Consider the following 19,042-nt stretch of genomic DNA (forward strand, 5'->3'; position numbering starts at 1 on the left):
TCAGAGTTTGCAGACAGGGCTTTTGCGCAACCATTCAATGTCGGACTGGTATAATTCGCGCAGGTCCTTCAGACCCAATCTCAGCATTGCCAGGCGGCTGACACCCAGGCCCCATGCCAAAACCGGTTCTTTGATGCCAAGGGGCTCAGTAACCTCTTTCCTGAATATTCCGGCACCGCCGAGCTCAACCCAACCCAGTTCCTCAATATAAACCTCGGGTTCGACACTGGGCTCTGTATAGGGGAAGTATCCGGGCCTGAACCTGACGTTCTCGAATCCCATCCTGTGATAGAATTCCTTCAGGCATCCCAGCAGGTTGGCAAAGGACATGTTCCTGTCCATTACCACACCTTCCAGCTGCTCGAATTCAGGGGTATGTGTGGGATCAATTGTTTCCCGGCGATAGGCCCGGTCTATACAGAAAGCTTTGACCGGTGGCTCGGGATTATCTGCCAGGTGTTTGATACTGACCGAGGTGGTATGGGTGCGCAAGACGTTGCGTTTTGCGACATCACTATCCCATTTGCCGCCCCATCCCCTGGATTCAATGTCACCGCCCTTTTCGTGCATGGAACATACCGTTTCCAAGTATTCGTCAGGCAACTCTGACCGGGATTCCAGGTGGAATGTATCCTGCATTTCCCGGGCAGGGTGGTCCTGTGGCTGGAATAGGGCGTCAAAATTCCAGAATGAGCTCTGTATAATATCTCCCTTGATTTCAGTGAATCCCATTTCCAGGAATATCTGGCGCATCTGGTCTATCAGGCGCTGGTAGGGATGGACCTTTGCTGCAAAAACTTTTTTTGGCGGTTTGTCGATATTGTAGGGGCGAAAAGTCTTGTTCTTCCATTCCCCGCTCTTGAGCAACCTGGAGGTCAGCTGGGTGATATCGTCGGTGAGCTCAAGGCCTGATGCAGCGATTTTTTCCCCCTCGGCTGTAATTGTTATAGTACGGCTTTTTGTTTCTTCTTTTTCTACCAGCTTGCGTTTGACCAGGTCCTTCATAACCTTCTGGTCAATTCCGGTTTCTTCAAGGGTAAATGCTGTCTCACCGAGTTTTGTCAGGGCAATCTCGTCATCGGTTTCGGATACATCTGCTGCAGGTATGATATTTCCTTTCTCAATGGATGCCCAGCCTTTTCTCTTAAGCCACCCGGTTGCAATTCCCACCATCTGGGGGGAAAGCATTTCCTGCAAGTCCTTTATAGCAGTGGGCCCGTCGATCCTGTTGAGCACCTGTCTTTCTGGGAGGCCCTTTTCAGCATATTGCACACCCTCTGAACTGAGGCAATACTTTTCCGATACTTCATCCTTTACTTCTGCAAGACCCTTTTCTTCAAGTAAAAAGGAGGCCTGTGTAGCATTCTCTATTTTCAGGGATGTTCCCTCGGCTATGTCTGCGGGACTTGCAGTACCTTTTTGTTCGAGGAAGAGAAGTACTTCCTTTTCATTCAGTGTAAGATTGAGGTTTTCCATAGTATCTCCCTTTAAGTATCAGAGTCCGTATTCTTCAAGTCTCTCGCGTGCCAGTTCCCTTTTTTCCTGATGGTCTTTTAAAAATCCTGCCATGCGTTCTGCTGCCAGGCCCTTGCAACTTCCGCACATGCGAATGCCATCCAAACATTCGGAATGGATCTGTGCCAGTTCCCCGTCATCGTCACTAAGATGGAATACGAGTAACTCATAGACAGAACATTCGTCGGGCTGTCCCCCGAGTTCCTTTTGTTCTTTCAGGGTCATACGTCCACCCGTCTTTGCTTTCTTTACCTTGCGGGCGGCATCATCCGGATCATCTGTAAGGGCTATCAGGCTGTCAGGTATACTGCTTGACATCTTGCCGCCCTGCAATCCAGACATAAATCGATGATAGGTCGAAGCCGGTGGAAGGAATCCATATCCACCGTTGTTCATTTCGACTTCCATTGTGATTTCCTTAAGTTTGGTCAGGTCATCCACGCCAAAAATATCCACATGTCCCTCGAACAGTTTCGTATCCCAGGGCAACGCCTCTGATACCTCTTCAAGTGCATCAGCAGGTGCGGTCTTGCTGCGGACGCTGACAAAAGGTATGTTATTCTTATCCGTCCTCTCTTCGATAAGGAACATATTCATCTTGTTTGCCAGTCCCCGCGTAAGTCTCATGTGAGGGTCCTGATCGGCTCCCGCGGGAACAACTGTCGGCTTGGGTCCGCCGAATTCTTCAAGTTCGGGCTGGAGAATATCCGCACTCTGGGAAAGTGCACTGACCATATGTGCTATATTGGTCTGGCCATTGAAGCCATAGATGGCACTGAGTTCTGAGAAATTTGCCTTGACACCCAGTTCAAAGGCTAGATCCTTTACATTTTTGGATTGGGACTGGAAATAAATATGCCCATCTGGTTCAAATCCCAGGGCAATCAGGCTAAGAATATATTCTTCAATTCCAATCTGTTTACATTTTTCCCAGGAAAATCCCCGGACTGAATATGCTTCCCTGTCGGCAATACCCACAAAAGCCTCACCACCCATCTGCTGGTGCCAGATGATCTGGTCCATGACCATTTTTCCTCCGAGATGGACTTTTCCGGAAGGCATGAATCCGCTCATTACCGCAAACGGGTCATTGTCTTTCATGGCCCGGGTTATCATGTCATAATCCCTGTGGCCAAAGATAATCTTCCTTCTCATGTAAGCGCTGGGTTGCTCGATCCGGGGCAGGAGTTCATCAAAACGCTGTATTCCAAATTCATCGAACAATTTCGAATAGTCGTCGATATTTGACGAGCCCCATGGATCTAGTTTCACATTCATGCATATCCTCAAGATTAACCTGGTTTTTTGTTATTGGTATAATTTATTCGATTTTGTCAAATGGGTATGGAGGGACAACTCCATCTGGAATCTTTTCCACAAGTTCAAGATATTGTGGCATCTGCATCTGGCAGAATACATCCCCTGATTCAAACCGTGGTACTTTCTTCATGTTCTTCCAGATGTCTTTTAATTGTTGATCCTGTATATTTCCAAAACTGAATGGGATATACGGGCAGGGCTTGACCGACCCGTCCACGCAGATATGCATCCAGCGCTGAGCCGCCATGCAACCCAACATCTCACCTTCAAAATAACTATTGGTAAATATCCTGGGGCCGGTTTCTGTAGAATTGGCTTTATGGTGCATTTCAAGGACTTTATCCCTGTCCTCAGACGAGATGATAGCATCACCTTTCTTTTTCGGAGCACTCTCCCAGATTGAAAATTCGCTCACTCCCATCTCGGTTGCAAAATCATAGAGTTGTGGGAGTTCATCCATATTTTTCGGGGAGGCATGAGTGCACATAGTGACTAACAAACCCGCATCAAGCCCATATTTAATGGCAGCTGTAGCCATATCAAATGCACCCTCAAGTCTTCTTACCGCATTGTGCTTTTCGGGATCAGTGGAGTATATACTGATCAGAAGATTATGCAGCCCCGCTTCCTTTAGTTTTCTTGCCGTCTGAGGATTCATGTCTGTTCCAGGTGTGTACATATTGACAATTGCACGTTCCTTGTCGACATACTCTATTAATTCAAAAATATCTTCCCTGAGCAGAGGATCTCCCTCTGTAAAAATAATTATGAATGCACCCATGTCAAGAGCATCATCTATGGTTTTCTTGACAGTTTCTGTGTCAAGATCTTCCTCTCCACTACTTATAATGCAATGGTCACAATTACATTTGCATTGTCGTGTGATCTCAAAAGAAACAGTTTCAGGAACCCGTCTCCCCAAAGCATGCTGTACTTCAGCATTAAGGAGTCTTTTAAAAGGACCGCTCGGGATAGGAGGCAGCCAGGTAGAAGCAATTACCCTGTCAGTGCCCATATGTACGGGTTTTTCTTCCCGTAATCTTTCATTAATTTTTTTCAGGATAGGTGAGCAGGCATATTTAAGCTGGCCCCGGGAATTTAACTGTAAAGAGCCGTTTGAATTTTCGAGGTCAATGTTTAGGCCGGGAATTGAAAAAACATTGATTCCCTGACCCTTTTCATCGACTGACATTGGGTTTTTGCTCCTTAATTATGCCGGGGATCTCATGCCTTTTCTGCAAATGCCAGGTTTCCACTAATCTTTTTGATCCTGATCTTTAAGACATCGCCCTTGGCAGTACCAGGAACGAAAATAGTGAATTTTGCCATCTTGGCGATTCCGTCTCCCTTGGAACCAACAGCATCAATCTTGACTTCATATTCCTTCCCTTCTTCAAGGGCGGATTCGGGGGTAGGTGCAGTGGCTTTCCTTTTCTTGACAGGCCTGTGTGCACCACATGCGGCACATTTCATCATGAGTACTCTGTCAACTTTCACAAGTTCCGTATCTGGCCTGTTGCATTCCGAACATATGACATATTCATCAGCATAGGCATTTATGTTGGACTTGATAGCCTGGATAGGGAACTTCCCCTGGAATATGGCCTTGCCACCTTCGACCTTGCCGGCGGTACCCAGTTCCCTTGTGAGGTATTTCATCAGATGATCTGCGTCACGGTTAAGGACACTTCTGATCTGTGCAAAATTGTCCAGTACCGTTGTTTTTCCCTCAAAATAAATCTTGGGTTCCGGAATTACAAAACGTTCATCTGTTGTTTCGGTTTCCGGCAGGTTTTCCATTGCCCGGTCAAGCAAGGATTCATAGTCTTCCATAAGTGTTCCCTCCTCAAAAGCTGGTTTTTTATTGTACCAGCTCTGCGCCTTCATCAACAACAATTCTTATTGGTGTTGGAAGTTTCTGTCCTGCTCTTTTAAGTGCAGCTTTAGCATGCTTGAAATTCTTCTTGTTGACAGAAACAGTGAATATCTTCTGCCCAGCAGAGACTCTTGCTGCAGTACCTACAGCTTTTCCGAATGCTTTTCTCATACCACTGGATACACGGTCTGCACCTGCACCAGTTGCCTGTTTGTTTTCTCTCAGGACCTCGTGAGGGTAAACTCTTAATTTGAAATGGTAACTGATACGGCCTACTTTGGAGATCATATGCCTGTTAGCTGAAATCCTTGCTGCTTCGAGAGCTGTGTGTCTCATCTGACATTTCTCTTCAGATATAAGTGACATCTTGACCTGGAAATCTGCAGTCTTATTTCCCATGTCGTAGTGTATTACCTGACTTCCCGGAACACCACCCATGTACTTTCTGCGTGTATATGAGCGCTGTTTAATGTTCCTGTACATACTTGCTGGTTTTCTTGTCATGGACTAAAAGCCTCCTTGGAATGATAATGATGTAGAATTATCCCATTCTCGAAAGTTTTGGTTTCTTATTGAGATTTACATATTTTAATGTATTGATGGGATGGTGTACTATCTTATATTGCCCTCCATATTGTCTGGTAGTTTATAAGTCTTATCGGTCATTTGTTGTATTTGTAAAGGGTATGCAGCAGAATTATAATATATGCAGTTTTCTATATGTTCTTTTATGAGCTCAAGTACCAAAGAGCATAAAAAAGGGACTGATAAAGCACATGCTTTTAGTCTTGTAACCATCTCAACTTCTCGTTTTGATACGTATGGGTCTACAGAATCCCCTTCTGCTGTGGATGATGTCTCGGGGCAACTAATGTCAGATCTTATAGAGGCTGCCCATAACAAAGTATTATGCTACAGTCTTGTGGCAGATAATATCGCAGATATAAGAAAAGAAGTCCTGTCAGCGATATTTAATGGAGCCGATGTTGTGATTACTACCGGTGGCACAGGATTGTCTGCTTGCGATGTGACCATAGAAGCCCTTTGCCCGCTATTTGAAAAAGAACTTGAAGGATTCGGAGAACTTTTCCGCCTTAAAAGTCTGGATCAGATAGGGTCTGCCACAATATTGAGCAGGGCAACTGCAGGCATCATACAGGGTTGTGCTGTATTCTGCCTTCCTGGTTCGCCAAAGGCAGTGGAACTTGCAATTGAGGAAATCGTACTTCCTGAAGCAGGGCATATAGTAAAACATGCAAGATCATGATAACTGAGGGTATTATCAGGAATAATGTTATTAAGGGCTATCCTTATATAATAAATTAAAATAGAGAGTTCGGCTGGAGTATATGACATCCTATTCACTGGGTATTGAAGAACTGGATAGTATTATCGGGGAAATCCGTGAAGGAAGCAATTTGATGGTGATAGGTCCTCCTATGAGCGGAAAGGAAGATGTTGCATATCATATCCTTAAACACGGTCTCAAAAGGCAAGAATCTTCGGTCATAGTTTCTACAAGAGAACCGGGTGAGCATGTTCTGGAATGGTTCACCTCCTTTGACAAAACCATACCTGTATCCAATATCGGGATTGTGGATTGTGTAACAAAGACACTGGGGATGGCGGCTGAAGATACTGAGAACATAAAACGTGCTTCAAGTCCTGTGGACCTTACCGGTATAGGTGTTCGAATAAGTCAGTTTTTTGAACAATTCTGGATGAAACGCCAGATTTCTCATAATATCCTCTGTATAAATTCTGTCTCGACCATTCTTATGTATTCTAATATCCAGACGGTATTTCGTTTCATGCACGTGTTCACAGGCAGAATCAAAGCCATAAAAGGGCTTGGTTTATTCGTAGTTGAAGACCAGATGCATGACTCCCGCACAATTGCTACCTTAAAACAACTTTATGACGGTATGATCGAGGTACAGGAAGAAAACGGCAGTCATTATCTACGTGCAGTAGGCATATCCTCCAAACCCACTCCCTGGTATGAGTATTTGGTGGAAGATGGTTCGATATCCATTCAGGGCATCAAGGAAGACTGAATGCTTTTCTTTAAGTTAGTTATATATACTTCATGCAGGTCCCTATAGGCAGGTGTTATTTGATGGATAAGGATAAAATAAGGAAATTTAGGTCAGAAGCAACTCACCTGAAACCCATTCTCACGCTGGGTAAAAAAGGAATTGATGATGCGGTTGTAACTGAATTGAAAAAACAAATTAAAGCCAATCATCTTGTCAAGGTAAAAATCCTCAAAAGTTTCCCCGGCGAAAGTATGGATTCAATTGCAGAGGAACTGGCCTCTCTTACATCCACGACCCTGATAGATGTGCGTGGAAGGGCGATAGTCCTCTACAGGTAATTAACTCCTTTTTTCCCCTGCCAGGATTTCCACATCCTGCATCACAATGAGTTCATCAGGAATCATTTTCTTGAGTTCAGGCAGGGTGTTACGCAACTTTTCTTCTTCATCCACGGCCTGTACTATGATCGGGAGGTCCATTCCAAGTCTGAGGATACTTGTCTTATGGATTATACTGTGTACACCATATCCCTCAATCCCCTTGATTGCGGTGGCACCAGCCACATCATTTTCAAGCAAGAATTCGATGATGGCCTGGTGGGCACTTTTGCCTTTGTATGTATCATTTTCACTAAGATAAATTGTCAGTATTTTGGATTGCATATGGTCCCCCTTCTTTGTTGAATTCTATTTTTAAATTAAGTTTGCCATTAACTGCCCGAGTCCGGCACCGAGCATGCAGCACACACAGTTAAGCATTATATTTGTAAGGAAACTCCGGTTTGCCTGTTGCTCCAGGAGTGTAAATGATTCATACGTAAAAGTGGAAAAAGTGGTGAATGAACCCAGAATACCTATATTCAACAGGTAAAGATGCTGCAAGGAATGGGAATATGTAAGATATGAGAGTATTGTTGTACCAATTATATTTACTGTGAGTGTACCTGTGGGCATATCTCCTTTTTTCGGGGTTATTCCTGCGACCATATACCTGAGGATTGCACCAATAAACCCACCGATGCCAACAAGTAAATAACCTGTTGGATACATTTCACTCGCCTCCGATGTATATTACCACCCCTCTTGCAAGAAAAATTGCAAATAGGCCGGGTAGCAGATTTATCATTATGTTTGCAAACCCGTCTACAGGCTGCATTTGCACAGTCTGTACAATGAATGTGGAGAATGTGGTGAATGCGCCTAAAAACCCGATTCCTGCAAAGATGCGGATGCGTGGGGTCAGGTAACCGATATAGTCAGAGTAGAACAGTAACAATCCCAGCAGGAAACTTCCCAGCACATTCAAAACCAGCGTCCCCCCGGCTCCCGGGATAACGGTGGACGTGCCATATCTGCATACAGCTCCCAGGAATCCACCAATTCCTATTACAAAGAGATTGGTAATATCCCGGTATTCCATGGGATTGTCCCACCATCTTTATTTATCCGCCGGAAACGGGGGGGAATATGGCGACTTCATCTTTTTCTGTAATAGTTGAATCTGTACCTTCAATATGCTGGATATTTTCTCCGTTGATCAGGATGTTTATATATCCCCTGAGTTTTTTGCCATCTTCAAATATAAGTTCCTCAAGATTCGGGTATTTTGCAATTATTTCATCCAATATCTCAGAAACGGTATCACCGTTGACCTCTATTTCGGAAGTTCCGGCCTTTTCCCTGACATTGGCAAACAATCTTACCTTCTTGGCAGCCATAGCTTTTCCCATGTCAGGCTGGTTTATAAAATATTCGTTAGAATTAGTAGTTACATGAAGAATAGTGGTGGGATAGCGCGGATTTGAACCGCAGTCCAAGCGTCCCAAACGCTCGAGGATCGGCCAGGCTACCCTACTATCCCACATGATATAAGGGCACCCCCCCTAAATGCACTTCTCCTAGATATATCTAACTATTGAAGGGTGCAGAAGAGGGTGAAAATTGGCTCAGTTGCTATCTCCTTCCCATCTGGGGTATACGTCATTATCTATATTCAGAAGGTCCAGCACCCTTCCGGCCATGAAATCAATTAAGTCGTCTATTGATTGTGGTTTGTTGTAGAACGCAGGACATGCAGGCAAAACCTGGGTGCCGGATTCCTTGAGTTTGAGCAGGTTTTCCAGATGAATTCGGCTGTAGGGTGTCTCCCGCACCATCAGGATAACATTCCTGCCTTCCTTGAGACAGACATCAGCAGCCCTTGTAAGGAGATTATCGGAGATTCCATGGGCAATGGATGCAGCAGTTTTCATGCTGCAAGGGGCTATTATCAAAGCATTGTAAGGATGCGATCCGCTTGCTACAGAAGCAGTAAAATCTTTTTCCTCGTGTACCTCACAGGCAAGTTTTTCCACCTCTTCGATCTTCCAGTCTGTTTCTATATTTATTATTTGCCTGGCTGCAGAGGTTATTACCAGGTGTGTATAAATTCCTTTTTCTGCAAATATTTCAAGTAACCTGATTCCGTACTGTGCCCCGGAGGCCCCACTGATTCCCACTACGACTTCCATATTATTCCTCAATTATATCTATAAATTCGTCAACCATAAGTTCTGCGGTATCGCATATTTTCCTGATCTCATCAGGCTGGATGTTGTTGAAATGTATCCCTACAAGGAATACAGTATCCTTGCCGGTTTTCCTGTTAATGCGGCCTGCCTGTTTGTGTGCAATTTCATCATCCCTGTGTCCGGGAAGGGTAATTACCGAGGAAGCACCTGAATTACCCACAGCGACCGCTCCTATATGCTCCTCTCCACCCGTAAGTGTTACAAGCAAACTGTCTCCAATATTGCGCCATTTAAGAAAGAGTTTCCTTTCCCCCGCTTTTTTTTCAATTGATTCCACTTATATCCCTTATATATCTGTTAACTTGTATTGTCGGGTCTGTTTTTTTACCTCAAAAAAATCGTTTGCTATTTTCTTCACCTTATCCCTGTGTTCCCTGGGGGTATAAACCCCAAGCTTCCAGTTATCACGGTGTGCTTTTTCAAGAGTTGCTACAAGATGGGAGGCTTTATCAAGGGTCATTTTCTTTCCATTGACTTTGATCAATGCTTTCATTTCCTCTATCCGGGGCAACTTTGGAATATCTATGAGGACTTCCTTTTCATCAATTCCCGCCTCTTCTGCGATTTCCTTTTCCACTCTCTGGATGGATTTGCGATAACTCAAAATCTTTTCATCAACGTCATCAAAACCTACATAGAGGGCGCGTTTGTACAGTTTCCTCTCATCAATCCTGTTGATCATTTCACCGGCGTAACCGTCGTCCTGTCGCATAGTTTCAAACAGGCGGTAATCATCCATATCCTGAAGGCTGAAGGGATTGAGTTTCTCCCTCTCTACAAGATACTCGATACCTCTTATTATCATTGTTTCCGAGATGCGTGTCACGTGATGGAAATATACTGAAGGATGCATCAAAAAACGTGATACAAGCAGGGATTCGGCCGCATTGAGTCCACCCTCTGTTACAACCAGTTTATCTTCGTAGAATTGCATTTTATGGATCAGGCGGCTATGGTCCACAAGGCCGTATGCCACACCCGTATAATGTGCATCACGAATGAGGTAATCCATGCGGTCAACATCAATCTCACTATTTATAATCTGTCCGAGGGAGGTTTTGCCTAGAATATGGTCTGCGATCCTTGATATGTTGAGGCCGGCTTCGCTGCAAACTTCTGCTATATCCCCTTTGCGCAGCAGGTGTTTTACATCTTCATGCTCCCTGCGGGTGTATTTTTTGATGATGCCTTCTGTCACATGGGACAGGGGTCCGTGTCCTATATCATGTAACATTGCAGCAACCCTGAGTTCATCGATTTCAGATTGCTCCACGGAATCTATTTCTCCCGCAAGGGTCGTAGCCAGGTGATGTGCGCCCAGTGAATGTTCGAAACGGGTATGGTTGGCACCTGGATACACCAGGTTGGAAAGTCCGAGCTGGCGTATTCTCCTGAGACGCTGCATGCGGGGTGTATCCATAAGGGATACTGCAAGCTCGTCAAGTTCGACATGACCGTGTACGGGGTCCCTCATGACCTTCATGTTTTTAAATAACCGTTCATATTATAATGATGTTGTGATTTTGGTAGTGAAATAGAGGTAATATCATGATAATATTTTCCGGTGGAACCGGCACCCCCAAGTTCCTTGATGGCCTGATGCGGACAATGGATGAAGGAGAAATTACAGTTGTCGTGAATACTGCCGAAGACCTGTGGGTGTCGGGTAACCTTGTAACACCGGATATTGATACAGTACTCTACCTTTTTGCCGGTATGATTGACCGGGATAAATGGTGGGGTATAGCAGGTGATACATTCAGCACTTTCAATGCTATGAAGGACTGTGGTTATGGTGAAAAGATGATGCTGGGGGACCGGGATCGGGCCACGCATATTATGAGATCTGATATGATTCGCAACGGGGCCACCCTAAGTGAAGCAATTGTAAACCTTTGTTCAAGCTTTGGTATCAGGGCCAACATCCTGCCTATGTCAGATGATCCGGTATCCACCATGATACGTACACCTCTGGGCTGGATGCATTACCAGGATTTCTGGATTAAGCATCAGGGCAAACCCGATGTACTTGAAGTTAAGATGGTTGGAATTGATGAAGCTTCTATATCTCCTGCTGTAATGGAGAAACTTCGGGAAGAGACAGATATCCTGATTGGTCCCAGCAATCCGATTACAAGCATAGGTCCCATCATATCCCTTGCTGGAATGCCTGAAATCCTTAAAAGTAAAAACGTGGTTGCAATCAGTCCGATTATCGGGAATGAACCTGTTAGTGGTCCTGCAGGTAAACTTATGAATGCATTTGGTTACGGTATTTCTTCAAATGAGGTTGTAAGGTGCTACCATGACTTTCTGGATGTGTTTGTAACAGATATCCGCGATCAGCAGGTTTGTAATTCCTTTAAAAGTATGGATTGCAGTATAGTAACGACTGATACAATGATGTCTTCTGTAGATGTAAGTATACAATTGGCAAGTTATGTAAGGAAGCTATTTGAGACCCTGGAATAAGTGTGCTTGAAAATTTTAAACATACTTAAAATTCAGAAGCAAAGAGTATATATGTTAATATTCCCTATCATTGACTATACCAAAATGCTCGCTTGCCATAATGGGGGTGGTATGAGCGGGCTGGGGAGTGGGGGTACTAAAAAAGGGATTAAAACCCGCTCATCTATACAACCTAATGCAAGTCTCGTATATACACTTTTCCCTCTGTTTCTATGGATTAATGTGTTCCTATCGCTTCTACAGGGTCCATTTTTGCGGCTCTGCTTGCAGGATATACTCCTGCAATGAGGTTTAGTACGAATACGGCGATGATGGTTAATAACACATCATTATATCGTATTATCACGGGTATGGAATCTACCTGATAAAGTTCGTAGGGCAGATCATAGTTGCCTATTGATAGTGCTATTGCAATGCCGGCAATAGTTCCTGTGATGGCCCCCAGAAAACCCAGAATCCCACTTTCAAGGATGAATATGTTTCTTATGCCCGATTTACCCGCTCCCATGGCCATGAGAATGCCTATCTCCTTTGTTTTTTCTACTACTACCATGTTCAGGGCACTTATGACGCCAAATGATGCTATCAGGAGAATGAAACCCAGCATGATATTATTGGAAATGGTTTCAATTGCAATTGTCTGTAATATTTCAGGATTTGTTTCCGTCCATCCTTCTGCAGAATAACCTTTGTCTTCAATTTTCTGTGCAATTTCCCTATCCTGATTGAAGTCATAAAGTTTTATGCTGATACTATTGACAACATCAGAGGTTGCGTAGAATGACTGGGCTGTTTGAAGGGAAGTGTAGGTAAGTGTGGAATCCAGGGGAGTGTTTGTATCATATATCCCTATGATACGGTATAAGCTAGTTTCAGACTCCGGAAAAGATATTTCTATTCTGTCATCAAGGGTGACCTCAAGTTCATCTGCCAGGTCATCCCCGATTACAATTGTATTGCCTGAAGTAGACAGGCCGAAAAAACTTCCCCTTATTATGTCCGCATTGGTAGATAATACTGCATCTTCATCACGGGGATTTATTCCTTTAAGTAAGATGTTTTTGACATTATCTTCATTGCGTAATACAGCGTCTCCTGCAAGGGATGGGGATACTGCTTTGATACCATTGATTTTATACAATTCACTCTGGAGATTTTTGTATAGGTGGATATATTCACTGTCTTCTTCCGGTGTAACGGTTACATGGGCCATATCATTGACAGTTGATTCATACAGCTTATCAGTAAAACCTGCCATGAATGCATTGGACACAACAAGAATCATGACAGCAATTCCTATAGCACCTACAGAAAGTATGGTTTGGCGTTTCCTGTATAAAATGTGCCTTAATGCAACAAAAAGTTCAAATTTCAATGGCATGGTTTGATCAATATTTTGTTTTTGCCAGATATGCCAGGAAAATCAGAACGATTGAAATAAGAGAACCAATTGCAGGTGTGGCATTGCTTTGTTCTTCTTTTTCTTCATTTACTGTGGAAGGTCCAATGTCTTTTTCCACATCAATTATGCTTTCTTTTGATATTATGACTTTTCCGTATTCCCCTATGGCCTCGATTAGCAGTGTATATTCTCCACGATCTAGTTTATTTTCCCAGATTGCCTCTACAGTTTCATCATCTTCCGCAATCAGAACCGGACTTTTCCGGACAATATTTTCTACTGGTTTTCCATTGCTATCAAAAACAGTGAACCTTATTGAACCTCTGAAAGGTACCTGGGACATACCTGATATTGTAGCACTTGCACCAATCTCATCCTTGTAAATATCGCTTATTTCCACATCTTCTTCTGCCACAAAAGAGCGGCTTTTGAGTAACGATATACTGTAGGGGTCCTTTATGCTGACTTTCAATCTTCCCTGGTATACATGTTTATTTTTAAGTATCACATTCCATTTTTTGTCCAGGGCTAGGGGTTGTGTATGCACAGGAATGGCTTTTTCTACTATTGTGTCCACTACCGTGTTGCCCTCCACCAGCATATATTCAACATCTACCAGAGTGGATTTATAAGGAGTTATTATGGCTTCTATTCCAATTGTTGTGGGTGTCAGACTGTCAATTGTTATGGCAGGAAGAATCTGGTGGCCATGTACAAACTTTTTTTCCTGCTGGGCAAATACTCCATTCTCGTTTTTGACGATTACCTGTACTTCATAAGCCCCATCATCCCGTATTGCGGTTTCCCAGTAGAATACTCTGGTAAGTGCAGAGGCAGGTGTTAGCGTATTTATATCGATTGATTGCGTATCAATGACTTCTCCCTCATGTAACATTGAGGCTTCTATTGTGAGATTATTATAGGTGCTTTCTGAAATAATCCTGACATCACAGCTTTGCACGTCACTGTAGATTTCCTCAATGGTAACATCACTTTTTCCAGCTGCTGTTCCCTGGATAATTAATAACAACAATACCGTGGTTACAAAAATAGAATACTTAGTTTTCCAGCCCATTACATTTTGATTTGTTTTAATGGTATTTAAATATCCTTCAAGAAAAGTTTGTAGAAAAATGTTTATATCCATTGGATCACAGTTTTATTAAAAGAAAAAAGTCAAGAAAAAAAATGTGAGCAAAATCTTCATTTTCTTTATGTTAAAAGAGGATAACATTGAATCTGGATGTTTCTCCCATTTATATCTTCGATATAATTCCCATAAATCATTCCATATGTCCTATCAGTATTTTCAATTGGAGGATTGTGATTTTTGAATAACAGGATGGTGGAGCTGGAAAAAAATCCCCCGCAGGATGATATAGTCGTGCGAGCTGAAAACGTTTGCCGGGATTATGAAGTAGGGGATATGACAATCAAGGTACTCAGGAATGTGGACCTGCTTGTCAGGAAGGGGGAGTTTTTAGCTATCATGGGTCCTTCAGGGTCGGGTAAAAGTACCCTGATGAATATGATAGGATGTCTGGACAGGCCCACCTGTGGTGCAGTTTATGTCATGGGAAAGAATGTGAACCGCATCTCCGATAGTGAACTTGCAAAATTAAGAGGCATGGAGATTGGTTTTGTGTTCCAGAGTTTCAACCTGGTCTCACGATTAAGTGCCCTGGAAAATGTGGAACTGCCTACCTATGCCAACAGACGGCCCGGGATTGATGTAAGGGGTAAGGCCAGGGAATTACTGGATCTGGTAGGGCTTTCAGAACGTATGGATTACAAACCCACCGAGTTGTCGGGCGGCCAATCCCAGAGGGTGGCAATAGCCCGGGCACTTGTAAACAACCCTTCCATAATACTTGCCGATGAACCCACAGGTAACCTGGATTCAAAAACAGGGGAAGAAATAATGAATATTTTTACAGATCTTCATCGAAGGGGCCGTACGGTCATTATGATTACTCATGACTTACAACTTGCAAATAAATATGCAGACCGGGTAGTTTACTTGAAGGACGGTGTAATTGATGACAGGGCTACTAAGGTCAATGCTGCTTAATAGAGGTATAACCATGAAAAAATCCGGATTTTTGATACTTTTTGTATCTTCCTTGTTGCTGATGATCTCTGCAATAGCTGTGGCACCTGTTACTGCTGCGGAGGATTCATCAAGTTCGACCCTGCGGGTAGATGTGCTTAAATATGAACCTTATCCCGCGGATATAGGGGATTATGTGTCTGTGTGGGTAAAAGTTGAAAATTACGCTTCTGGAGAAGCTGAGGATGTTTCAATCAAAATAGAACCGGAATATCCCCTTTCACTGGATTCTGAAACAAATGCAATCCAGAATTTTGGCAGAATCCCTCCCGACCGCACAGCAATCCATGAATACAGGCTGTATGTTGATGATAATGCCAAAACCGGCACGGGAAGTTTTGATGTGCTTTACCGGGCAGATAGTGATCTTTCATGGGTCAAGGAATCATTCGACATAAAAGTAGGTTCCAATACTTTTGACAGTAAAGGTACCGTCAAACTTTCTAATGTTATTTCAGACCCCCGGGTTTTCATGGCCGGTGATGAGGGTTCCATAAGTTTTACATTGGAGAATAATGCCCAGTCCAACACCATAGTAATTGATGGTGAAACCTATGATACTTATGCAAGGGTCCAGTCCGCGACCCTTGAGGGAACTGAGCAGATAGAGGTAACAAGTCAACCATACGAAGGTAAAGGTGTACTCGGGCCAGGGGATTCAGTACAGGTAACATACAATGTCGAAGTGGATGAAAATATAGAAGACGGGACTTATTATCTGGACCTTTTGACAATAGGTAACTCACATTCCTTCAACAATAATTGGCGTGTACCGGTAGTTGTGGATTCCTATTCACTGGAAGTGATCCCTTCAAAGCCTCTTACAATAGAAAACGGGCAGGGTACACTTGAATTTGATGTGGCCAATGTGCATCCGAATGCTCTCTCATCAGTAGCCGTAAGCCTTGAGGCAGAAGGGGTTAGTTTCTCTCCCTCTAACTATTTCGTGGGTTCAATGGACTCTGATGAACTATTCACCATAGAAATAGATGCCAAATCTGATGAGAAGGAATTTACAGGTACCAGGAATGTTACAATTATTGCCAGTTTCCGTAATGGTCTCAACGAACATGAGTTTGTTGCAGGTGAGCGGTCCCTGAACTTCGAGAAAGTACAGGAAGATAATAATACGGCCATAACAGTGGCTGCTGTGTTGGGGCTTGTCCTGCTGATAGTTGCTGTCTATATGTATCGCAGGAAATGGAATCCTAAGGAATGATCGGGTAATCTTGTATGGTCGGGCTTTCAGAGGCGATAAAGTTAGCTTTTGCCAGCATAGGCAGTGCGAAATTGCGCTCTGCCCTGACTACCCTGGGTATTATCATAGGGGTGGCCGCTGTAATTGCCAACATATCCCTGGGGGCCAGTTTCGGGCAGTACTTCGAAGAAGAAATAGGAGCATCAGGTACTAATTTTATCGTTATCTTCACCCAGAAAAACAATGTATTCGGGGATTCCCAGTTCAATGTGGTTGAGAATACCAACGGTGTTGCTGCTGTATCCCCAATTAACCAGCAATCAGCGACCCTGCGGTATCAATCAGCAGAGCGTACCGCAACTGTCAGTGGGGTCCTTCCCGATTATGGGGAAGTGGGGAATATAAATATGGAACATGGCCAGTTTCTGACTAGTCAGGACGGGAATGTGGCTGTAATCGGTTCGGATGTGGCCTATGATAAGTTTGACCGGAATCTATCTGTTAAGAATTTCATAAAGATAAGTATAAGAAATGTGGACGGAGGGATAAGTACACGGACCTTTCGTGTAAAGGGCATTATACAGGACCCGGATGCCTCCTTCGTATCCCCTGAAGTGGATCCTGCAGGACGTGTTTTTATTCCTCTTGCTGTCATGCAGGAGATGCAGCACAGGGACGATATTGGGGGATTTTTCATTAAAGCGGACTCTCTCGAAATCCTGGATAGGGTTACCGATGATGTGGATGAAAACCTTGCCCGTTCTGTGGGGGTACCCAGCAGGGATATTGATAATGAAGACGCCAAACCCTATGAAATCTTCAACCAGCAGGACATCCTGGACCAGATAAACCAGCTATCAAGTGCCCTGACATCCATACTGGTTGCTGTTGCCCTTATATCCCTTATAGTGGGCTCGATAGGTATCATGAATATTATGCTTGTGACGGTTACCGAAAGAACAAAAGAAATCGGCCTGATGAAGGCTCTGGGTTACAATTATTTTGATATATTGACTATTTTTATCGTGGAATCTGTTATAATCAGTCTTTTTGGAGGTATCCTGGGATTGTTACTGGGCCTAGTGGCTTCAATGGCCGTGAACAATTACCTTGATATTGCTAATATTTTCCCTATAAGTCTCATACTGCTGGGCTTTGGCATCTCATTTGTTGTTGGTCTGGTCTCTGGTGTTTATCCAGCCAACAAAGCCGCAAAAATGGATCCTGTGGAGGCATTGCACTATGAGTGAGGTGGACAAAATATGTTGAATTTCAAGGAAGCTTTGCGGCTTTCCCTGGGAAGTATCAGCGGTTCAAAGATGCGTTCCACCCTCACGACCCTTGGCATCATAATAGGTGTTGCTGCTGTTATTGCCAATGTGTCCCTTGGTGCCAGCTTCAACCAGTTCTTTGTGGAAGAGCTGGGTACCCAGGGGTCGAATTTTATTATCGTTTACAGTCAGGATATTGACCTTTTCTATGACAACCAGCTGGAAACTGTGCGGGGCGTACCGGGAATTGAGGGTGTATCCGGTATCCGGCAGCAGCTGGCTAGTGTAACCTATCTCTCAACAGTGCGCCAAATTGATATGCAGGGCTGTTCGGCGGACTATGAGCAAATTGGGAATATACAGCTGGAGGAAGGCACTTTTTTCAGTGACAAGGACACATATGTTGCAGTGCTGGGTTCGGATGTGGCTTATGAGAAATTCGACCAGAAAGTATCCAATCATAATTCCATTGATGTTGAGTTTGTACGCAGGGACGGAACAAAAGTTTCCCATTCTTTCAAGGTAATTGGTATCATCGACAGTCCCAAGACAACTTTCATCCAGAGCGGAGCCGAATCTGATGTGCGCATATTTATCCCGATAGATACGATGAATGACATGCTGGGGCTTGAGGACTATGGGGGGATATCCGCAACCGTTGAAGAATCCCGTTCGGTGCGGGAGGTTTCGGATGAAGTGGATCGCAGGCTTGCCAGAAGTCTCGGGGTTTCGGAGAGAGAACTGGATAATGAGGATGTGAAACCCTATTCAATCTTCAACCAGGCGGATATCCTGGATAACCTGAATCAGCTTTCCAGTGCCCTGACAACCCTGCTGACCTCTGTAGCACTGATTGCCCTGCTTGTGGGCTCGATAGGTATTATGAATATTATGCTTGTCAGCGTGACCGAAAGGACAAAGGAAGTGGGTTTGCTCAAGTCCCTGGGTTTTACCCGTGTGAATATCCTGACCCTGTTCCTTATCGAATCGGTGGTCCTGAGTGCGATTGGCGGTATACTGGGGACGATTGTCGGGATTGTCGCCTCCTACGGTGTGGCCTATTTCCTGAACCTGCCCTATATATTCCCCTTCTACCTGACAGTCCTGGGTTTTGTGATCGCTATTGCAGTGGGGCTGGTTGCAGGTCTCTATCCTGCCAGCAAAGCCTCTAAACTCGATCCCGTGGAAGCCCTGAGAACCCAGTAATAAAGGTTCGAATGAGTTCGCAGCTTAACAAATAAATATATAATGTAAAATACCATGTATTCAC

The 19,042-nt window shown here is 44.0% G+C and carries 22 protein-coding genes and 1 tRNA gene; 8 read left to right on the forward strand and 15 right to left on the reverse strand.

All coding sequences use genetic code 11. The features are described from left to right. The 5 genes from pheS to BHR79_RS05105 are packed head-to-tail and all read right to left on the reverse strand — an operon-like array spanning position 1 to position 5,215. Entirely contained in the window at positions 1–1,476 is a 1,476-nt protein-coding gene (gene pheS, locus BHR79_RS05085) for a phenylalanine--tRNA ligase subunit alpha (protein WP_072561355.1), read from the reverse strand. Positions 1,477–1,494: 18 nt separating this feature from the next. Continuing rightward, entirely contained in the window at positions 1,495–2,793 is a 1,299-nt protein-coding gene (locus tag BHR79_RS05090; RefSeq protein ID WP_200796369.1) for a tryptophan--tRNA ligase, read from the reverse strand. Between the two features lie 43 nt (positions 2,794–2,836). Next, the gene (locus BHR79_RS05095) at positions 2,837–4,027 is read right to left on the reverse strand and encodes a radical SAM/SPASM domain-containing protein (RefSeq protein ID WP_072561357.1); all 1,191 of its coding nucleotides are present in this window, start codon (positions 4,025–4,027) and stop codon (positions 2,837–2,839) included. Positions 4,028–4,059: 32 nt separating this feature from the next. After that, on the reverse strand, positions 4,060–4,668 hold the full coding sequence (locus BHR79_RS05100) for a translation initiation factor IF-2 subunit beta (protein WP_072562300.1): 609 nt from the start codon (positions 4,666–4,668) through the stop codon (positions 4,060–4,062). 28 nt (positions 4,669–4,696) lie between these two features. Continuing rightward, positions 4,697–5,215: a 50S ribosomal protein L16 gene (locus tag BHR79_RS05105; RefSeq protein ID WP_072360624.1), complete on the reverse strand. Its 519-nt coding sequence runs from the start codon at positions 5,213–5,215 to the stop codon at positions 4,697–4,699. 226 nt (positions 5,216–5,441) lie between these two features. Here BHR79_RS05105 and BHR79_RS05110 point away from each other — a divergent pair, with 226 nt between their 5' ends. The 3 genes from BHR79_RS05110 to BHR79_RS05120 all read left to right on the forward strand — a co-directional run bounded on the left by BHR79_RS05110 (position 5,442) and on the right by BHR79_RS05120 (position 7,088). Further along, complete coding sequence (locus tag BHR79_RS05110; RefSeq protein WP_072562301.1) at positions 5,442–5,978, forward strand: MogA/MoaB family molybdenum cofactor biosynthesis protein; 537 nt, start codon at positions 5,442–5,444, stop codon at positions 5,976–5,978. Between the two features lie 82 nt (positions 5,979–6,060). Then, positions 6,061–6,768 carry an RAD55 family ATPase gene (locus tag BHR79_RS05115; protein ID WP_072561358.1) on the forward strand — a complete coding sequence of 236 codons (708 nt, stop codon included), beginning with the start codon at positions 6,061–6,063 and terminating at the stop codon, positions 6,766–6,768. 62 nt (positions 6,769–6,830) lie between these two features. Further along, positions 6,831–7,088: a YhbY family RNA-binding protein gene (locus BHR79_RS05120; RefSeq protein ID WP_072360618.1), complete on the forward strand. Its 258-nt coding sequence runs from the start codon at positions 6,831–6,833 to the stop codon at positions 7,086–7,088. Here the strand turns inward: BHR79_RS05120 and BHR79_RS05125 are convergent, their stop codons facing one another. The 8 genes from BHR79_RS05125 to BHR79_RS05160 form a co-directional block, all read right to left on the reverse strand. Then, complete coding sequence (locus tag BHR79_RS05125; protein WP_072561359.1) at positions 7,089–7,412, reverse strand: DUF190 domain-containing protein; 324 nt, start codon at positions 7,410–7,412, stop codon at positions 7,089–7,091. Positions 7,413–7,442: 30 nt separating this feature from the next. After that, entirely contained in the window at positions 7,443–7,799 is a 357-nt protein-coding gene (locus tag BHR79_RS05130; RefSeq protein ID WP_072561360.1) for a fluoride efflux transporter FluC, read from the reverse strand. 1 nt (position 7,800) lies between these two features. After that, positions 7,801–8,169, reverse strand: coding sequence for a fluoride efflux transporter CrcB (gene crcB / locus BHR79_RS05135; RefSeq protein ID WP_072561361.1), 369 nt, complete (start codon positions 8,167–8,169; stop codon positions 7,801–7,803). 22 nt (positions 8,170–8,191) lie between these two features. Further along, a complete protein-coding gene (locus BHR79_RS05140) occupies positions 8,192–8,467 on the reverse strand; it encodes a ubiquitin-like small modifier protein 1 (RefSeq protein ID WP_072561362.1) in 276 nt (91 codons plus the stop codon). A 65-nt stretch (positions 8,468–8,532) separates the two neighbouring features. After that, positions 8,533–8,610 (reverse strand) — tRNA-Pro (locus BHR79_RS05145). Positions 8,611–8,695: 85 nt separating this feature from the next. After that, positions 8,696–9,259, reverse strand: coding sequence for a UbiX family flavin prenyltransferase (locus tag BHR79_RS05150; protein ID WP_072561363.1), 564 nt, complete (start codon positions 9,257–9,259; stop codon positions 8,696–8,698). Between the two features lies 1 nt (position 9,260). Then, entirely contained in the window at positions 9,261–9,596 is a 336-nt protein-coding gene (gene lpdD / locus BHR79_RS05155) for a prenylated flavin chaperone LpdD (protein WP_072561364.1), read from the reverse strand. Positions 9,597–9,605: 9 nt separating this feature from the next. Beyond that, the gene (locus tag BHR79_RS05160; protein ID WP_072561365.1) at positions 9,606–10,802 is read right to left on the reverse strand and encodes an HD domain-containing protein; all 1,197 of its coding nucleotides are present in this window, start codon (positions 10,800–10,802) and stop codon (positions 9,606–9,608) included. A 65-nt stretch (positions 10,803–10,867) separates the two neighbouring features. Between BHR79_RS05160 and cofD the strand changes: the two genes are divergently transcribed. Further along, a complete protein-coding gene (gene cofD, locus BHR79_RS05165) occupies positions 10,868–11,791 on the forward strand; it encodes a 2-phospho-L-lactate transferase (RefSeq protein ID WP_072561366.1) in 924 nt (307 codons plus the stop codon). Positions 11,792–12,008: 217 nt separating this feature from the next. Here cofD and BHR79_RS05170 read toward each other — a convergent pair whose 3' ends face one another. Both BHR79_RS05170 and BHR79_RS05175 read right to left on the reverse strand, forming a co-directional pair. Then, positions 12,009–13,172 (reverse strand): ABC transporter permease, encoded by a 1,164-nt coding sequence (locus tag BHR79_RS05170; RefSeq protein ID WP_072561367.1) that lies wholly within the window; start codon positions 13,170–13,172, stop codon positions 12,009–12,011. A 7-nt stretch (positions 13,173–13,179) separates the two neighbouring features. Next, a complete protein-coding gene (locus BHR79_RS05175; RefSeq protein ID WP_143743583.1) occupies positions 13,180–14,268 on the reverse strand; it encodes a hypothetical protein in 1,089 nt (362 codons plus the stop codon). Between the two features lie 267 nt (positions 14,269–14,535). Between BHR79_RS05175 and BHR79_RS05180 the strand changes: the two genes are divergently transcribed. The 4 genes from BHR79_RS05180 to BHR79_RS05195 are packed head-to-tail and all read left to right on the forward strand — an operon-like array spanning position 14,536 to position 18,978. After that, on the forward strand, positions 14,536–15,264 hold the full coding sequence (locus BHR79_RS05180; RefSeq protein WP_072562302.1) for an ABC transporter ATP-binding protein: 729 nt from the start codon (positions 14,536–14,538) through the stop codon (positions 15,262–15,264). 13 nt (positions 15,265–15,277) lie between these two features. After that, positions 15,278–16,522, forward strand: a complete 1,245-nt coding sequence (locus tag BHR79_RS05185; RefSeq protein WP_072561369.1) for a COG1361 S-layer family protein — start codon at positions 15,278–15,280, stop codon at positions 16,520–16,522. Between the two features lie 14 nt (positions 16,523–16,536). Continuing rightward, positions 16,537–17,751 (forward strand): ABC transporter permease, encoded by a 1,215-nt coding sequence (locus BHR79_RS05190; protein WP_072561370.1) that lies wholly within the window; start codon positions 16,537–16,539, stop codon positions 17,749–17,751. 12 nt (positions 17,752–17,763) lie between these two features. Further along, positions 17,764–18,978 carry an ABC transporter permease gene (locus BHR79_RS05195; RefSeq protein ID WP_072561371.1) on the forward strand — a complete coding sequence of 405 codons (1,215 nt, stop codon included), beginning with the start codon at positions 17,764–17,766 and terminating at the stop codon, positions 18,976–18,978. Positions 18,979–19,042 lie beyond the last annotated feature (64 nt).

This window comes from Methanohalophilus halophilus, assembly GCF_001889405.1.
GTDB classification, from domain to species: Archaea; Halobacteriota; Methanosarcinia; order Methanosarcinales; family Methanosarcinaceae; genus Methanohalophilus; species Methanohalophilus halophilus.

What these genes read in the sequence shown, in the direction of transcription:
- pheS (WP_072561355.1), bottom strand. Translation starts at nt 1,476, where the DNA reads ATGGAAAACCTCAATCTTACACTGAATGAAAAGGAAGTACTTCTCTTC.
- BHR79_RS05090 (WP_200796369.1), bottom strand. Translation starts at nt 2,793, where the DNA reads ATGAATGTGAAACTAGATCCATGGGGCTCGTCAAATATCGACGACTAT.
- BHR79_RS05095 (WP_072561357.1), bottom strand. Translation starts at nt 4,027, where the DNA reads ATGTCAGTCGATGAAAAGGGTCAGGGAATCAATGTTTTTTCAATTCCC.
- BHR79_RS05100 (WP_072562300.1), bottom strand. Translation starts at nt 4,668, where the DNA reads ATGGAAGACTATGAATCCTTGCTTGACCGGGCAATGGAAAACCTGCCG.
- BHR79_RS05105 (WP_072360624.1), bottom strand. Translation starts at nt 5,215, where the DNA reads ATGACAAGAAAACCAGCAAGTATGTACAGGAACATTAAACAGCGCTCA.
- BHR79_RS05110 (WP_072562301.1), top strand. Translation starts at nt 5,442, where the DNA reads ATGAGCTCAAGTACCAAAGAGCATAAAAAAGGGACTGATAAAGCACAT.
- BHR79_RS05115 (WP_072561358.1), top strand. Translation starts at nt 6,061, where the DNA reads ATGACATCCTATTCACTGGGTATTGAAGAACTGGATAGTATTATCGGG.
- BHR79_RS05120 (WP_072360618.1), top strand. Translation starts at nt 6,831, where the DNA reads ATGGATAAGGATAAAATAAGGAAATTTAGGTCAGAAGCAACTCACCTG.
- BHR79_RS05125 (WP_072561359.1), bottom strand. Translation starts at nt 7,412, where the DNA reads ATGCAATCCAAAATACTGACAATTTATCTTAGTGAAAATGATACATAC.
- BHR79_RS05130 (WP_072561360.1), bottom strand. Translation starts at nt 7,799, where the DNA reads ATGTATCCAACAGGTTATTTACTTGTTGGCATCGGTGGGTTTATTGGT.
- crcB (WP_072561361.1), bottom strand. Translation starts at nt 8,169, where the DNA reads ATGGAATACCGGGATATTACCAATCTCTTTGTAATAGGAATTGGTGGA.
- BHR79_RS05140 (WP_072561362.1), bottom strand. Translation starts at nt 8,467, where the DNA reads ATGGCTGCCAAGAAGGTAAGATTGTTTGCCAATGTCAGGGAAAAGGCC.
- BHR79_RS05150 (WP_072561363.1), bottom strand. Translation starts at nt 9,259, where the DNA reads ATGGAAGTCGTAGTGGGAATCAGTGGGGCCTCCGGGGCACAGTACGGA.
- BHR79_RS05160 (WP_072561365.1), bottom strand. Translation starts at nt 10,802, where the DNA reads ATGAAGGTCATGAGGGACCCCGTACACGGTCATGTCGAACTTGACGAG.
- cofD (WP_072561366.1), top strand. Translation starts at nt 10,868, where the DNA reads ATGATAATATTTTCCGGTGGAACCGGCACCCCCAAGTTCCTTGATGGC.
- BHR79_RS05170 (WP_072561367.1), bottom strand. Translation starts at nt 13,172, where the DNA reads ATGCCATTGAAATTTGAACTTTTTGTTGCATTAAGGCACATTTTATAC.
- BHR79_RS05175 (WP_143743583.1), bottom strand. Translation starts at nt 14,268, where the DNA reads ATGGGCTGGAAAACTAAGTATTCTATTTTTGTAACCACGGTATTGTTG.
- BHR79_RS05180 (WP_072562302.1), top strand. Translation starts at nt 14,536, where the DNA reads ATGGTGGAGCTGGAAAAAAATCCCCCGCAGGATGATATAGTCGTGCGA.
- BHR79_RS05185 (WP_072561369.1), top strand. Translation starts at nt 15,278, where the DNA reads ATGAAAAAATCCGGATTTTTGATACTTTTTGTATCTTCCTTGTTGCTG.
- BHR79_RS05190 (WP_072561370.1), top strand. Translation starts at nt 16,537, where the DNA reads ATGGTCGGGCTTTCAGAGGCGATAAAGTTAGCTTTTGCCAGCATAGGC.
- BHR79_RS05195 (WP_072561371.1), top strand. Translation starts at nt 17,764, where the DNA reads ATGTTGAATTTCAAGGAAGCTTTGCGGCTTTCCCTGGGAAGTATCAGC.